At 74.4% G+C, this 14,462-nt stretch carries 9 protein-coding genes; all 9 read right to left on the bottom strand.

Annotation, left to right across the window (positions count from 1 at the left end):
• Positions 1 to 1,783 (bottom strand): M66 family metalloprotease (locus tag ACI799_RS14280; protein ID WP_456613338.1); only part of this gene is annotated, 1,783 nt, incomplete at its 3' end.
• A gap of 129 nt (positions 1,784 to 1,912) precedes the next feature.
• Positions 1,913 to 3,652 carry a reprolysin-like metallopeptidase gene (locus ACI799_RS14275; protein ID WP_456613337.1) on the bottom strand — a complete coding sequence of 580 codons (1,740 nt, stop codon included), beginning with the start codon at positions 3,650 to 3,652 and terminating at the stop codon, positions 1,913 to 1,915.
• 109 nt (positions 3,653 to 3,761) lie between these two features.
• Entirely contained in the window at positions 3,762 to 5,165 is a 1,404-nt protein-coding gene (locus ACI799_RS14270; RefSeq protein ID WP_456598312.1) for an NAD(P)H-quinone dehydrogenase, read from the bottom strand.
• 142 nt (positions 5,166 to 5,307) lie between these two features.
• Positions 5,308 to 6,654, bottom strand: a complete 1,347-nt coding sequence (locus ACI799_RS14265; protein WP_456613336.1) for an acyltransferase family protein — start codon at positions 6,652 to 6,654, stop codon at positions 5,308 to 5,310.
• 139 nt (positions 6,655 to 6,793) lie between these two features.
• Positions 6,794 to 7,798 carry a methylmalonyl Co-A mutase-associated GTPase MeaB gene (meaB, locus tag ACI799_RS14260; RefSeq protein ID WP_456613335.1) on the bottom strand — a complete coding sequence of 335 codons (1,005 nt, stop codon included), beginning with the start codon at positions 7,796 to 7,798 and terminating at the stop codon, positions 6,794 to 6,796.
• Entirely contained in the window at positions 7,798 to 10,005 is a 2,208-nt protein-coding gene (gene scpA / locus ACI799_RS14255) for a methylmalonyl-CoA mutase (RefSeq protein WP_456613334.1), read from the bottom strand. Before scpA ends, meaB begins: the two co-directional genes overlap by 1 nt.
• The gene (locus ACI799_RS14250; protein ID WP_456613333.1) at positions 10,002 to 11,951 is read right to left on the bottom strand and encodes a methylmalonyl-CoA mutase subunit beta; all 1,950 of its coding nucleotides are present in this window, start codon (positions 11,949 to 11,951) and stop codon (positions 10,002 to 10,004) included. Before ACI799_RS14250 ends, scpA begins: the two co-directional genes overlap by 4 nt.
• Positions 11,899 to 13,242, bottom strand: a complete 1,344-nt coding sequence (locus ACI799_RS14245; protein WP_456590645.1) for an amidohydrolase — start codon at positions 13,240 to 13,242, stop codon at positions 11,899 to 11,901. The genes ACI799_RS14250 and ACI799_RS14245 overlap by 53 nt, the downstream gene beginning before the upstream one ends.
• Complete coding sequence (locus tag ACI799_RS14240) at positions 13,239 to 14,444, bottom strand: glutamate--cysteine ligase (protein ID WP_456590646.1); 1,206 nt, start codon at positions 14,442 to 14,444, stop codon at positions 13,239 to 13,241. The genes ACI799_RS14245 and ACI799_RS14240 overlap by 4 nt, the downstream gene beginning before the upstream one ends.
• Between the last annotated feature and the right edge of the window lie 18 nt (positions 14,445 to 14,462).

Raw genomic sequence — 14,462 nt, 5'->3', positions numbered from 1 at the left:
CCGGATAGCCGTAGTACCCCAGCTCCCAGCCCAGCTGCCCCCACCGGGCGCGGATGTCACCGTCGATCGCCCGGGCACCGGCGAACGGCGTCCAGTAGATCGACCCACCCTGGAAGTGCTGCAGACACCCACCGTTGCGCAGCCCGCAGCGGGCATCGGTCACCGGATAGCCGTAGTACCCCAGCTCCCAGCCCAGCTGCCCCCACCGGGCGCGGATGTCACCGTCGATCGCCCGGGCACCGGCGAACGGCGTCCAGTAGATCGACCCACCCTGGAAGTGCTGCAGACAGCCGCCGTCGCGCAGCCCACAGCGCACGGCGCTGGTCGGCTCGCCGAGCCGGCCGGCCGACCCGCCGAGCGACTGGTGCTTGGTCGTGATGGGCCCCTCGCCGACCGGTCCGTCGGCGGCCGTCCAGACGGTGACCGTCGCGCCCGAGTCCGTGGCCTCCGTCAGGCCGACAGTGAAGCCGCCGCCCAGCGTGATCGATCCGCCGGGCGTCAGCACCGTCTGCTGGTCCTGGTCCCACGAGGACTGCGCCGTCGGCGTGGCGTCCAGCAGCAGCGAGGTGTCGCTGGTCGGCCCGGGTCCGTCGACGCGGACCAGGACCCCGGGGCGGAGGTCGAAGTTCGCCGCGGGGTCGGCGAGCCAGGCGTCCCGCCCGACCGCGGCGCGGTACTCGACCCAGTAGCGGCCGCTCCCGGTGTCCAGCGCCAGCACCCGGAGTCCGCTGCGGCCGCCCATCGGGGTGAGCGTGAACGTGCCGCCGCTGCCGGAGGCGGGCACCACCTGCGCGGCCGACGACGGCAGGAACCCCAGCCGTGCGGCGTGCGGGGCGTTGAGGCTGCCCACCTGGTGCCACGAGGCGCCCATGACGTCGTACAGGTCGTGGTAGGCGACCGTGCGGCAGGGGGCTGCCTCGGGGGTCGCGTCGCACTGGCGCGCCGACGCGTGGCCGAGGCCGAAGTTGTGCCCGAGCTCGTGGGCCATCACCGACGTCGCCGTGTCCTGCACGTACACGTATCCACCCGAGCCCAGGCCCGAGCCCACCGTGCCGAGACCGTAGGAGCAGTTCGCCGTGCCGCGTGGGACGTAGAGCAGGAGGTGCTTCCCGGCACCGGTGGTCCAGCCGATCGCTGCGGCCGCCTGCCTCCACATGTCCAGCGGCGCGCTGCAGCCCGCCGCCGTGCTGATCCAGTCGCGGCTGCCGGTCACCGCGACGGTGACGGCGCCGTTGCTCTGCTCGTGCCAGAACTGCCGCACCGGTCCGTCGACGGCGGCGACGACGTCGGCCAGCTGCCGGCTGTCCCGCGGCGCGCCCGCCGGCTGGACCATCACGACGGTGACCGCATGGGTGGGCACGACCGTCTCCGCAGGGGCAGTGGCGGCGGCCAGCACCTCGGTCCCGACGACCTCGCGAGCGGGTTCCAGCCCGTGCTCCACGGTCGCCTCGTCGGCGATGTGCTCCCCCACCGTGACCGCGACGGTCGTCCCCACGTCGAGGTGGGCCAGGTCTCCGGTGGGGACGCGGACCGATCCGCCGTCCGGCACCTCGATCCAGCTCAGCAGCCCGTCCTCGCCGTGCTCGGCGTGCGGATCGGTCAGCCCCGACGCCGGCTCGACGCGCTCGGGGTCCGCCCAGGCGCGGACGAGCTCGCCCACGACGGTGTCGGTGGACCCCTCCTCCGCGACGGCGGGGAGGGCCACCAGCAGCGGACCGAGGACGACGGCCGCAGCGGCCGGGGCGAGCAGCCGTGGGAACCACGAGCGGGCAGCGGAGGACAAGGCTCTCTCCTCGTCGAGGGGCAGTCGAGCTGTCATCGGCAGCCCACCCCCCGTTCTGAAGCGGGGTCGCGCTCCCGTCCCCGTCCAGGTGACCGGGTCCCGGACCGCCGGCGCGCCCCGCGACGCGGGTCAGCGACGCCGCGGGGCGCGCCGGAGGGTGCGCACGAGCAGCAGCGTCGCGGCCAGCAGCACGGCGGCGACAGCGGCGACGAGGGGCAGCGACAGCGCGCCGGGCGAATCGGAGGCGTCGGCCACCGGGTCCAGGGCGGTCGGACGGGTCGACGAGGGGATCCGGACCTCGGGCGCCCAGAAGGCCTCCGGGGCCGGTGCGACGGCGGGCTGCGGCGCGGCCACCGGGGGCGTGCCCGCCCGCGGCGTGGTGGCGACCGCATCCGCGGCGTCCGCGACATCCGCCGGCATCGTCGTCCCCTGGGGCAGGTCCGCCGCCGGCCCGGCGGTGCCGCCAGCGGGGCGGGGACCCGGCACGACGTCCAGCACCGCGCCGTCGTCGCCCACCTGCCGCACCGTGATCGTGAGGTCTCCCCCGGAGAGGGCCACGGCCGTCCCCACCGGGAGGGCTGACTGCAGGTCGGCGTCCCAGCGGTCGGCCGGGCTGGGCGTCCCGTCGAGGAGCAGGGACGTGTCGGGGAACTGGCCGGCCCGCCGCACCAGCACCCCGGCGTCCAGGCGGTACACGTTGTCCCGGCCGGCCAGCCAGCGGTCCCGGCCGGTCGCGGCGCGGAACTCCACCCAGTAGCTCACGCCCTCGGCATCGACCAGCCGGAGGGCACGCGGCCCCGCTCCCCCGGCCCACGGGGCGAGCGTCACGGACGTGGCCGCGTCACCCACGGCGACGGTGCGCTGCGCCGCGGCCGGGAGGACGCCCAGCGCGGCGGCCTGGACGGCGTTGAGCGAGCCGAGCTGGGCCCAGGAGGCGCCCATGACGTCGTAGAAGTCGCGGTACCCGGCGGTGCGGCAGACCCCCTCCTCCACCGCGCCGTCGCACTGCGCCGCCGAGGAGTGGCCGAGGCCGAAGTTGTGCCCGAGCTCGTGCGCGATGACCGCGGCCCCGTTGTCGCGCACGTAGAGCCGCCCGCCGGACGCGGGGGACGCACCGACCTGGGCGAGGGCGTACGAGCATGCCGGCTGCGTTGCGGTCTCGCCGCTGAGCCGGAGCAGCAGGTGCTTGCCGGGGCCACCGACGAACCCGACCTTCCGGGCGACCTCGTCCCAGAGCGCCTCCGGGTTCGCGCAGCCGGCGGTCGTGCTCAGCCAGTCGTGCCGAGCGGTGACGCCGAGGGTCACGGCGCCACCGGTCTGCTCGGCCCAGAAGCGGGACACCGGTCCGTCGACCGTCGTGACGACGTCGCGGAGCCGCGTCCCGTCGGGCGTGGTCCCGGCCGGCGCCACCAGCACGACCGTGACCTCGTTGGTCAGGCCGCCCCGCGGCGCGGGCAGCGGTTCGGGCGCCGTCACCGGGGGCGGGGCGAGGACGTCGCTCTCCAGCACGGTGCGGGCGGGCTCGTGGCCGTCCGCGCTGGCCTGGTCCTCGACCGCGCCCCCCACGGTGAGCGCCACGGTGGCGCCCGCCGGCACCCCGGCGACCTGGTCGGCGGGGACGCGGACCGCGCCCTGGGCGGTGGCGACCCAGCTCAGCCGCGTGCCGTCGTCGGCCCCCCCGCCGTGGTGGCCCTCCTGGCCCTCCGCCCACACGTGCACGAGCTCACCGACGAGGGTGGTCGTGCCGCTGTCGGCAGCGGCGACGGCCGGCGCGGCCACGGCGCCGAGGGCGGCGACGAGCAGGGCGCCGGCCAGCCCGAGGAGGCGGGAGGAGCGGCGGCCGCGGCGGAGGTCGTGGTCAGGAGACATCGACTCCTGAATCGGCGGCCGCGCGCCGGATCGGCACGGATCGCCGGATGTTGAGCCGAACTCCCGTCACACCCGCCGCAGGTGCCCCGGGTCCCCCCGGGGCACCGGCTCAGGCCAGGTCGTCGGCCCCCATGAGACGGCGCCCGGCCTCGGTGATGGAACCCGACAGCGACGGGTAGATCGCGAAGGTCTGCGCGAGGTCGTCGACGGTGAGCCCCTTGGTCACGGCCAGGGCGATCGGCAGGACGAGCTCCGACGCCCCCGGCGAGACGACGACCCCGCCGACGATCACCCCGGTGGAACGCCGGGCGAACAGCTTCACGAAGCCGTCGTGCAGGTCGCTCATCTTGGCCCGCGCGTTGGTCGCCAGCGGCAGCCGCACCGCTTCGACGTCGGCGTTCTCGGCGAGCGACTTCTCCTGCACGCCGACGGTGGCGATCTCGGGGTGGGTGAAGACGTTGGCGGCCACCGTCTTGAGCTTGATCGGCGCCACGGCCTCGCCCAGCGCGTGCCACATCGCGATCCGGCCCTGCATGGCGGCCACGGAGGCCAGCTGGAAGACGCCGGTGACGTCACCGGCGGCGTAGATGCCCGGTACCGAGGTGCGAGAGACCCGGTCGACGACGACGTGCCCGGCCTCGGTCACCTGCACGCCGGCCCGCTCGAGCCCGAGGCCGGCGGTGTTGGGCACGGTGCCGACGGTCATGAGCGCGTGCGAGGCCTCGACGCAGCGCCCGTCGGTGAGCTCGACGGAGATGCCCTTCTCGGTGCGCCGCACGCCGGCGGCCCGGCCGCGCTCGAGGCGGCCGCCGCGGGACTGGAAGACCTGCTCGAGCACCTCGGCGGCGTCGGAGTCCTCCCCCGGGAGCACCCGGTCGCGGGAGGAGACGAGGGTCACCGGCACGCCGGCCTCCAGGTAGCCGGAGGCGAACTCGGCCCCGGTGACGCCCGACCCGACGACGACCAGGTGCTCCGGCGGCTCCTGGAGGTCGTAGACGTCGCGCCAGTCCAGGATCCGCTCGCCGTCGGGCTCCGCACCGGGCAGCACCCGAGGGTCGGCGCCGGTGGCGATGAGGACCACGTCGCCCTCGACCGTGTCCACGACCCTGCCGTTCCGGTCGAGGACCTCGACCTCGTGGGCGGCCAGACCGGGTTCGTCGTCGGCGAGCCGGCCCTGCCCGGCGACGATCCGCACGCCTTCGGCCTCGAGCCGGGCGTGGATGTCGGCCGACTGGGCCATCGACAGGTTCTTCACCCGCTGGTTGGCCGCGGGCAGGTCCAGGCTCACGGTGGCGAGCTCCGCGCCGTGCACCCCGAGGACGGCGGAGTCGCGCACCGACGTCATGGCGCCGGCTGCCGCGATGAGGGCCTTGGAGGGCACGCAGTCGGTGAGCACGCTGGCCCCGCCGATGCCGTCGCGCTCGATCACGGTGACCTGCGCGCCGAGCTGCGCGGCGACCAGCGCAGCCTCGTAGCCGGCTGGGCCACCACCGATGATGACGATGCGGGTCATGGGTCCATCTTCCGTTGCCGGTCGGTCCGTCGCCGCCATTGTCCCCGGTCGATCCCGGCGCGGCGCCACCGCCCGCCGTCGGCGCACCGGGCGCCCCGTCGGCAGCGGGCTGCCCGCGCCAGGAGCGGGGGCGGGACGGCCGCTACCGCCGGCGCGCCACCTCGGGACGATCGTCGAGGTTGCCGCGACGCCCGGCGCTCCGGGCGACGACGTGCGCGAGGTCCCGGGACGCCGTCATCGCTCCGGCCCCAGGGGTCTGCGCACCTTCCCTCGGAGCGGCCGCCGGGCGGCTGGGGACCGGGATGGCGTCGCGCCAGGACCTGTCGCGTCCGTCGTGGACCGGGAGACCGGCCGGGCGCTCGTCGCGAGGGGCGGTCGACGCGGCCGCCGGCACCTCCGCCGCGGGGGCGGGCAGGGCGAGCCGGACGAGGTCGCGCTCCACCGCCCGCCGCAGGCGGGGGCCGAAGGGGCGCTCGACGAAGCGGTGGATGGCATAGGCCGCGACGAGGACGATCGACGTGACGACGGCGAGCGTGGCGTACGCCGGCAGCACCGGGGAGATCTTCTGGATGAGGACCCATCCCGGGATCTCGTGCACCAGGTACAGGGGGTAGGTCAGCGCACCGGCGGTGGTGAGCCAGCGCCAGTCGAGGCGGGCCACCGGGGTCAGCGTGGCCAGCACCACCGCGCCGACGCAGCCGAACATCACGAGGGTCAGGGTGCCCATCGACACCTCGACACCGGCGACCCGCTCCGACCACGGGATGTAGTGGTCCTTGCAGATCCACAGTGCGGTGGCGACGTTCACCCCGAGGATCAACCCGGTCGGCAGGTCCCAGCCGAAGCGGTGGGCCAGGTAGAGGACGATCCCGATGCAGAAGAACGGCGCGTACGTCGGCTCAAGGAAGGCGATCCCCAGCGGGGTGCGGCCGACCATCGCCCCGAGCAGCGGCCACGCGAGGCAGAACAGCAGCATCCGGCCACGGGTGAAGCCGCCGGCGAGGCCGACCAGCGCGAGGAGCACGTAGAACTTCAGCTCGATCCACAGCGTCCAGAAGACGCCGTCGACGTGCGCGACCCCGAAGGCGGTCTGGAACATCGTGAGGTTGACGAGCACCCCCGCCAGCCCGAGGTCCTCCCAGTGCTTCATGATCGGGAAGATCCAGAGCACGATCGCGATGATCACGACCGCCGCCCAGTAGGCCGGGTAGAGGCGCCCGACGCGCGAGGCGATGAAGCTGGGCATCGAGCGACCCCAGGCGCTCATCAGGATCACGAAACCGCTGATCATGAAGAACAGGTACGGGCCGAACCCGCCGTAGACGGTGATCGCGCTCAGCCGCGGGAAGACCTCACCGACGTTCTCGTCCCAGCCCGGGTTGTCCCGGCCGGTGAAGTGGAAGGCCACGACGGCGAACGCCGCGACGAAGCGCAGGCCATCGAGCGCCCGCAGGCGCAGTCCGTCCGTGACCCCATCGGCGTTGCGCATCTGGACCTCTGTTCCACGACTGGCATCTCCGGTCGACAAATCGACGTTAAGTCGAAACCGGTGCCAATCTGTGGCGACTCACCTACCGACAGTCATGCCAGTGGCGGGTGTGACGACTGCGTCCCGATGGACCAGTCCGTCACGTCTCCCCGCGACCGGCGCCGGCGTGGAAGGTCTGCAGGAGCTGCCGAGCCGCCAGCGCGGGGGTGAGCTCCCCCGCCAGCACTGCCTTCTCCAGGTCGGGGACGGCGGCGCGCACGCCGGGGTGGGCCCGGAGCGAGTGCTCCAGCCCGTCGCGCACCAGCTGCCAGGTCCAGCGGACCTGCTGGGCGCGGCGGCGCTCGTCGAAGGCGCCCGACGCCTTGGCCCGCTCCTGGTGCTCGACCAGCTTGGCCCACACCTCGTCGAGCCCCTCGCCGGTGAGGCCGGCGCAGGTGAGCACCGGCACGTCCCAGCCGGAGCCGCGCCCGCGCAGCAGCCGGATGGCCTGCGACAGCTCGCGCGCGGCCTTCCGGGCGTCGGCCGCCGCCGGTCCGTCGGCCTTGTTGACGGCGATGACGTCGGCGATCTCCAGGATGCCGCGCTTGATGCCCTGCAGCTGGTCGCCGGTGCGCGCGATGGTCAGGAAGAGGAAGGAGTCGACCATCTCCGCGACGGTGATCTCCGACTGCCCCACGCCGACGGTCTCCACCAGCACCACGTCGTGGCCGGCCGCCTCGACGACCACCATCGACTCCCGGGTCGCCTGCGCGACCCCGCCGAGCGTGCCCGACGTCGGCGAGGGCCGGATGAAGGCGTTCGGGTCGACCGCCAGCCGGGCCATCCGGGTCTTGTCGCCCAGGATCGAGCCGCCCGAGCGGGCCGACGACGGGTCGACGGCGAGCACGGCGACCTTCGACCCGCCGGCCGTGAGGTCCACCCCGAGCTGGTCGATGAAGGTCGACTTGCCCACGCCGGGCACGCCGCTGATGCCCACGCGGCGCGCTCCCCCGGCGTGCGGCAGCAGCTCGACGAGCAGCTCCTGCGCCTTCTCCCGGTGGTCGGCCCGCCGGCTCTCGACCAGGGTGATGGCGCGCGCCACCACCCGCCGGTCGCCGGCCAGCACCCCCTCGACGAGCGCGGGGACGTCGACGTCCCGCGGCATCAGTGCCCCAGACGCTCGGACAGCGTCCGCAGCAGCTCCTGCGCCGCCTCGGCGATGACCGTGCCGGGCGGGAAGACCGCGGCGGCGCCCATCTCCCGGAGCGCCGGCACGTCGTCGGGCGGGATGACCCCGCCCACGACGATCAGCACGTCGTCCGCGCCGAGCGCGGCCAGCGCGTCGCGCAGCGCGGGCACCAGCGTGAGGTGACCGGCGGCCAGCGACGAGACGCCGACGACGTGGACGTCGGCCTCCACCGCCTGCCGGGCGACCTCGTCGGGGGTCTGGAACAGCGGGCCGACGTCGACGTCGAAGCCGAGGTCGGCGAAGGCGGTCGCGATGACCTTCTGCCCGCGGTCGTGCCCGTCCTGGCCCATCTTCGCCACCAGGATGCGCGGCCGCCGGCCCTCGGCCTCGGCGAACTCCTCGGCCAGCCGGCGCGTCTCCTCCATCGGCCCCGATGCTCCTGCCTCGTCGCGGTAGACGCCGGAGATGGTGCGCACCTGGCCGGCGTGCCGGCCGTAGACGACCTCCAGCGCGTCGGAGATCTCCCCGACGGTCGCCTTGGCCCGCGCGGCGTCCACGGCGAGCTTCAGCAGGTTGGTCCCGAGGTCGTTGCCCCGGCGCCCCTCGGCGGCGGCGCGGGCGGCATCGGTGAGCCGGCCCAGCGCCTCGGTCACGGCGCGGCCGTCGCGGTCGGCACGCAGCTGCTCGAGCTTGGCCTTCTGCTGGGCGAGCACGTCGGCGTTGTCGACCTTGAGGACCTCGATCGCCTCGTCGGCGTCGACCCGGTACTTGTTCACGCCGATGACCGGCTGGCGGCCGGAGTCGATCCGCGCCTGGGTGCGGGCGGCGGCCTCCTCGATGCGCAGCTTCGGGATGCCGTCGTCGATGGCCTGCGCCATGCCGCCGTGCTCGGCGACCTCCTGGATGTGCGCCCAGGCGCGGCGGGCCAGGTCGTAGGTGAGCTTCTCGACGTAGGCCGAGCCGCCCCACGGGTCGACGACGCGGGTGGTCCCCGACTCCTGCTGCAGCATCAGCTGGGTGTTGCGCGCGATGCGCGCGGAGAAGTCGGTGGGCAGCGCGAGCGCCTCGTCCAGGGCGTTGGTGTGCAGCGACTGGGTGTGGCCCTGGGTCGCGGCCATCGCCTCCAGGCAGGTGCGGACGACGTTGTTGTAGACGTCCTGCGCGGTGAGCGACCAGCCCGAGGTCTGCGAGTGGGTGCGCAGCGAGAGCGACTTGGGGTTCGTCGCGCCGGCCTCCTTCACCAGCTTCGCCCACAGCAGGCGCCCGGCCCGCAGCTTCGCCACCTCCATGAAGAAGTTCATGCCGATGGCCCAGAAGAAGCTCAACCGCGGCGCGAACGCGTCGACGTCCATCCCGGCGGCCTGGCCGGCCTTGAGGTACTCCACGCCGTCGGCGAGGGTGTAGGCCAGCTCCAGGTCGGCCGTCGCCCCGGCCTCCTGGATGTGGTAACCGGAGATCGAGATGGAGTTGAACCGCGGCATCTCCTTCGAGGTGAAGGAGAAGATGTCGCTGATGATCTGCATCGAGGGCTTGGGCGGGTAGATGTAGGTGTTCCGCACCATGAACTCTTTGAGGATGTCGTTCTGGATGGTGCCGGTCAGCTGCCCCGGCGCCACGCCCTGCTCCTCGGCCGCGACGATGTAGAGCGCGAGCACGGGCAGCACGGCGCCGTTCATCGTCATCGAGACGCTCATCTTGTCCAGCGGGATGCCGTCGAACAGCTGGCGCATGTCCAGGATCGAGTCGATCGCGACGCCGGCCATGCCCACGTCACCGACCACGCGCGGGTGGTCGGAGTCGTAGCCGCGGTGGGTGGGCAGGTCGAAGGCGATCGACAGGCCCTTCTGCCCGGCGGCGAGGTTGCGCCGGTAGAACGCGTTGGACTCCGCCGCGGTGGAGAAGCCCGCGTACTGGCGGACCGTCCACGGCTGCGTCGTGTACATCGTCGGGTAGGGGCCGCGCAGGAACGGCGGCAGCCCGGGCAGGGTCTCCAGGAAGTCCAGGCCCCCCAGGTCGGCGGGGGTGTACAGCGGCGGGACGGCGATGCCCTCGGGGGTCTCCCAGGTCGCCTCCGCCACGCCGCGCCCGGTCGCCTCCTCGAAGGCCTTGGCCCAGTCGTCCGCCGAGGTGCCCGCCGACGGGGTGCCCAGCTCGACGTCGCCGAAGTCGGGGATCGCACTCATGCTCGGACCTCCAGCTGCTCGTGGACCGTCCGGAGCGCCGCGAGGGCGTCGCATCCGGCGAAGACGTACCCGTCGACGCCGTCGACGGCCAGATCGGGCTTGCCGGCCAGCCACACCTGCGTGGCGCCGGCCTGCTTGAGCTCCCCGGCCAGCGAGGCCGCGGTCTCGGCGTAGTCCTTGTCGGTGCCGCAGATGCAGGCCACGGTGGTGCCCGCCTCCGCCAGGCCCGATGCCCCGTCGGCGGCCGGCGTGGCGAGCCCACCGGCCTGGAACAGGTTCGCCGCGAACGTGGCGCGCGCGGTGTGCCGGGCGATCGGGCCGAGCGTGGCGAGGTAGACGGCGGGCCGCTCCCCACCCGCCGACGCCGCCGCGTCGGCGGCGTCGCGCAGCTCCTCGAACTCCTGAGCGGCCCGCACCCGGGGCAGCCCGCCGGTGGCCGGCAGCACCTCGGCGGCCGGCCGGCGCTCGGGCAGCTTCTCGGTGAGGTTGGGGAACTCGCTGACGCCGGTGATCGCGTCCGCCCGCGTCGCCAGCCGCTTCGCGCGCGCGTCCCACGCCTGCGCGATCCGGTCACGGACGAGCCCCGAGGAGAGCGCCGCCGCCAGCCCGCCGGCCCGCTCGATCTCGGTGAACCAGGCCCAGGCCGCCCGGGCCAGCTCGTCGGTGAGCGACTCCACGTACCAGGACCCACCGGCGGGGTCGAGCACCCGGCCGAGGTGCCCCTCCTCCACGAGCAGGTTCTGCGTGTTCCGCGCGATCCGGCGGGAGAAGGCGTCGGGCAGCCCGAGCGCGGCGTCGAACGGCTGCACGGTGACGACGTCCGCGCCGCCGACCCCGGCGGCGAAGCAGGCCACGGTGGTGCGCAGCATGTTGACCCACGGGTCGCGCTTCGTCGTCATCACCGAGGAGGTGACCGCGTGCTGGCGCTGTGCGCGCGCCGCGGGCGAGGCGCCGCTGACCTCGCCGACCCGGTCCCACAGCCGCCGGGCGGCGCGGAGTGCGGCGATGGTCGTGAACTGATCGGCCGAGGCGGCGTAGCGGAACTCGAGCTGGGCGATCGCGTCGTCGACGCCCAGCCCGCCGTCGGTCAGCGCCCGGAGGTAGGCCACCCCGGCGGCCAGCGAGCAGCCGAGCTCCTCGACCACCGAGGCGCCGGCGTCGTGGAAGACCGTGCCGTCGACGACGATCGCGCGCAGGCCGGGATGGGCCGCGGCGCGGCGGGCGACGTCGGCCAGCCCGGAGAGGTCCTGCTCCTCGCCCGAGGCGGCGTGCACCCCGAGCGGGTCGAGGCCCAGTGAGCCGCCGGGCGCGAGGTCCGTGCGGCCCTCGACGAGGTCGAGGAAGGCCGCGGCAGCGGCCGGTCCACCCTGCACGCTCACCGGTGCCAGGTCCAGGTAGACGTCGGAGAGGACGTCGCCGAGGGAGTCGACGGGAACGGCGCCCTCGCCCACGACCAGCCACAGCGAGGTGACGCCGTTCTCCAGGTCGGCGGCGATCGCCTCCCGGGTGACGGCGACGTCGGGGTGGGCGTGCCGCTGCCGGATGTCCCACCCGCCGGACGCGCCACCCTCGGCGCCGCCGGACGCGGTGACCTCGGTCGACCCGGCCGGCCCGCCGGCGGGGCGGGCTCCGCGAACGAACGGCGGCAGGCCCGGCACCCCGACGCCCGTGGGGAGGTCGCCGGCGTCTTCGGCGGTGTAGAGCGGCGCCACCGTCACACCCGGGGCCACCGGGCGGCGCAACGCGTCCTCGACCGGGTCGGGGAGGTCCTCGCGGCCGGCCTTGCGCAGCACGCCGGCGACCAGTTCGCGCCACTGCTCGCGGGTCACCGCGTCGAAGTCGCCCGCGAGCACCAGGTCGTCGGGGACCGCGTGCTCGGCCGGCACGTCGGCGTCAGCCGGTGCGCTTCCCGGACCGCTGCTGGTCTGCTGGTCGGTGGAACTCATCCTCGGGTTCCCGCCTCTCGTCCAGGGCTCGTCGGGCAGAAGTGTCTCCGGGCGCGGGTCGGCGCGTGCGAGGGGGTGCCTGGACGCCGGTCGCCGCGGGCTCGGCGTCGGCCTCCAGCGCCAGCAGCGCCGTGCGGGCGAGCAGCCGCACGCCGACGCCGAGGGCCCGCTCGTCGACGTCGAAGGTGCCCCGGTGCAGGTCGAGCGGGGCGCCGCCGCCGTGGGTACCCAGCCGGGCCAGCGCGATCGGCATGACGTCGGCGAACCAGCCGAAGTCCTCCCCGCCCATGCTCTGCGGCGACAGGACCAGGCTGTCGGCGCCCACGGTGCCCAGCGCCGCCGTGCGCAGCAGGGCGACCGCCCGCGGGTCGTTCACCACCGGTGGCACACCGCGGATGTAGTCCACGTCGACCTGCGCGCCGGTCGTGGCGACGACCCGCTCCACCAGGGAGCGCAGCAGGTCCTCCGCGTCCTTCCAGGCCTCCCGGTCGAGCACCCGGACCGTGCCGCGGAGCGTGCCGCGCTGCGGGATGGCGTTGGCCGCGACCCCGGCGTTCACCGCGCCCCAGACCAGCGACATCCCCGCCCGGGGATCGACCTGCCGGGAGAGCAGCGAGGGCAGGTCGGTGATCAGCCGGCCGAGGGCGTCGACCAGGTCGACGGTGAGCTGCGGGCGGGCGGTGTGCCCGCCGGGCCCGGTGAGCGTGATGTCCATCCGGTCGCAGGCGGCGGTGATCGGACCCGTGCGCAGGCCGACCTTCCCGGCCGGGATCGACGGGTCGCAGTGCAGGGCGAAGGCGCGGGACGCCCCGTCGAGGACGCCGGAGGCGACGACCTCCGTGGCGCCGCCGGGCACGGTCTCCTCGGCGGGCTGGAAGACGCAGCGGACCGTGCCGGGGATGCCGTCCAGCGACGCGAGCGCGATGGCCACGCCGAGCACCACCGTGGTGTGCACGTCGTGGCCGCAGGCGTGGGCCAGCCCCTCGCGGGTGGAGGCGTACGGGACGTCCTTGAGGTCCTTCAGGGGCAGCGCGTCGATGTCGGCGCGCAGCACGACGACCGGGCCCTCGCCCGTTCCGACGTCGACGGTGAGCCCCGTGCCGGTGGGCAGCCGGCGCGGTGTGAGCCCGTGGTGGCGCAGGCGCTCCTCGAGGAAGGAGGTGGTCTCGAACTCCGCGTAGCCGAGTTCGGGGTGGGCGTGCAGGTGCCGCCGGGTGGCCGACAGCGCGGGCGCGTTGGCGGTGGTCCACTCGTCGACCGCGGCACCCAGCTTCTCCACGACGGGGGTCACGCCGCGTGCCCATCCGCGCACTCGGCCGGCCCGGGCACCGGGCCGTCGGGGCGACCCACCGGACCGCTCGCCGGCAGGCCGTCGCGCAGCTCGGCGAGCAGGCTGTCGACGACGGGGACCAGCTCGCCGTCGTGCTCCAGTGCCACGGCCCGCTGCCGCTGGTAGGAGGCGCCGACCTCCAGGATGCGCAGCACGTCGGCCAGCTCGGCCTCGCACTCCAGGCGCCTGGCGGTGGGCATCAGCTCCTCCACCAGCTCGGCGATGGCCTCGCGCACCGGCCGGACCGCGTACTGCTCGTCGACGACGATCTCGGCGTCCAGGCCGTACCGGGACGCCCGCCACTTGTTCTCGCGGACCACCCACTCCTCGGGGCGGGGCAGGGTGTAGCCGCGGTCGAGCTGGGTGTCGAACTGCTCGACCAGGCACTGCGCGAGCGCGGCGACGGCGCCGACCTCGTCGAGGGTCGGGAGGCCGTCGCAGATGCGCAGCTCGACGGTGCCGAAGTCGGGGTGCGGGCGGATGTCCCACCACACCTCGCGGACGCTCTCGATGCTCTTCGTGGAGATCAGCGTCTCCATGTACTCCTCGAACTCGCCCCAGCCGTCGAGCTGGAAGGGCAGCCCCGCGGTCGGCATGCCCTCGAAGACCTTGGTCCGGGCCGAGGCCAGGCCGGTGTCGCAGCCGACCCAGAACGGCGAGGACGACGACAGCGCCAGGAAGTGCGGCACGTACTGGCACAGCGCGTTGACGATCGGGATGACCTTCTCCGGGGCGCGGACGCCGACGTGCACGTGGACGCCGAAGATCTGCATGCGGCGGGCCAGCCACTGCATACGCTCGACCAGCTGCTGGTAGCGCTCCTTGGGCGAGATCTCCTGGGACTGCCAGTCGGTGAAGGGGTGGGTGCCGGCGCACAGCACGCCCAGCCCCCGCCGGTCGGCCTGGGCGACCACCTCGGCGAGGGTGCCGGCGAGGTCGGCCTTCGCCTCGCTCACCGTGGTGCAGACGCCGGTGATGATCTCGACGGTCGACTGCAGCAGCTCGTGCTTGGCCTTGGGGTGCTCGTCGGCCCCGTCGGGACGCAGCGCCTCCAGGACCTCGTTGGCGCCGGAGGAGAGCTCACGGGTCTCCCGGTCGACGAGCTGCAGCTCCCACTCCACCCCGAGGCTGGCGCGTTCCGAGCTACGGAAAGGGATCTCCACCTCCGGAAGTCTAAGGAC

Source organism: Blastococcus sp. SYSU DS0753 (genome assembly GCF_054051175.1).
This window is presented reverse-complemented; position numbering and strand designations above follow the sequence as displayed.

Bases quoted from the DNA above. Each gene is read 5' to 3' on its own strand.
- scpA (WP_456613334.1), bottom strand. From the start codon at position 10,005: ATGAGTGCGATCCCCGACTTCGGCGACGTCGAGCTGGGCACCCCGTCG.
- ACI799_RS14250 (WP_456613333.1), bottom strand. From the start codon at position 11,951: ATGAGTTCCACCGACCAGCAGACCAGCAGCGGTCCGGGAAGCGCACCG.
- ACI799_RS14270 (WP_456598312.1), bottom strand. From the start codon at position 5,165: ATGACCCGCATCGTCATCATCGGTGGTGGCCCAGCCGGCTACGAGGCT.
- ACI799_RS14275 (WP_456613337.1), bottom strand. From the start codon at position 3,652: ATGTCTCCTGACCACGACCTCCGCCGCGGCCGCCGCTCCTCCCGCCTC.
- ACI799_RS14265 (WP_456613336.1), bottom strand. From the start codon at position 6,654: ATGCGCAACGCCGATGGGGTCACGGACGGACTGCGCCTGCGGGCGCTC.
- meaB (WP_456613335.1), bottom strand. From the start codon at position 7,798: ATGCCGCGGGACGTCGACGTCCCCGCGCTCGTCGAGGGGGTGCTGGCC.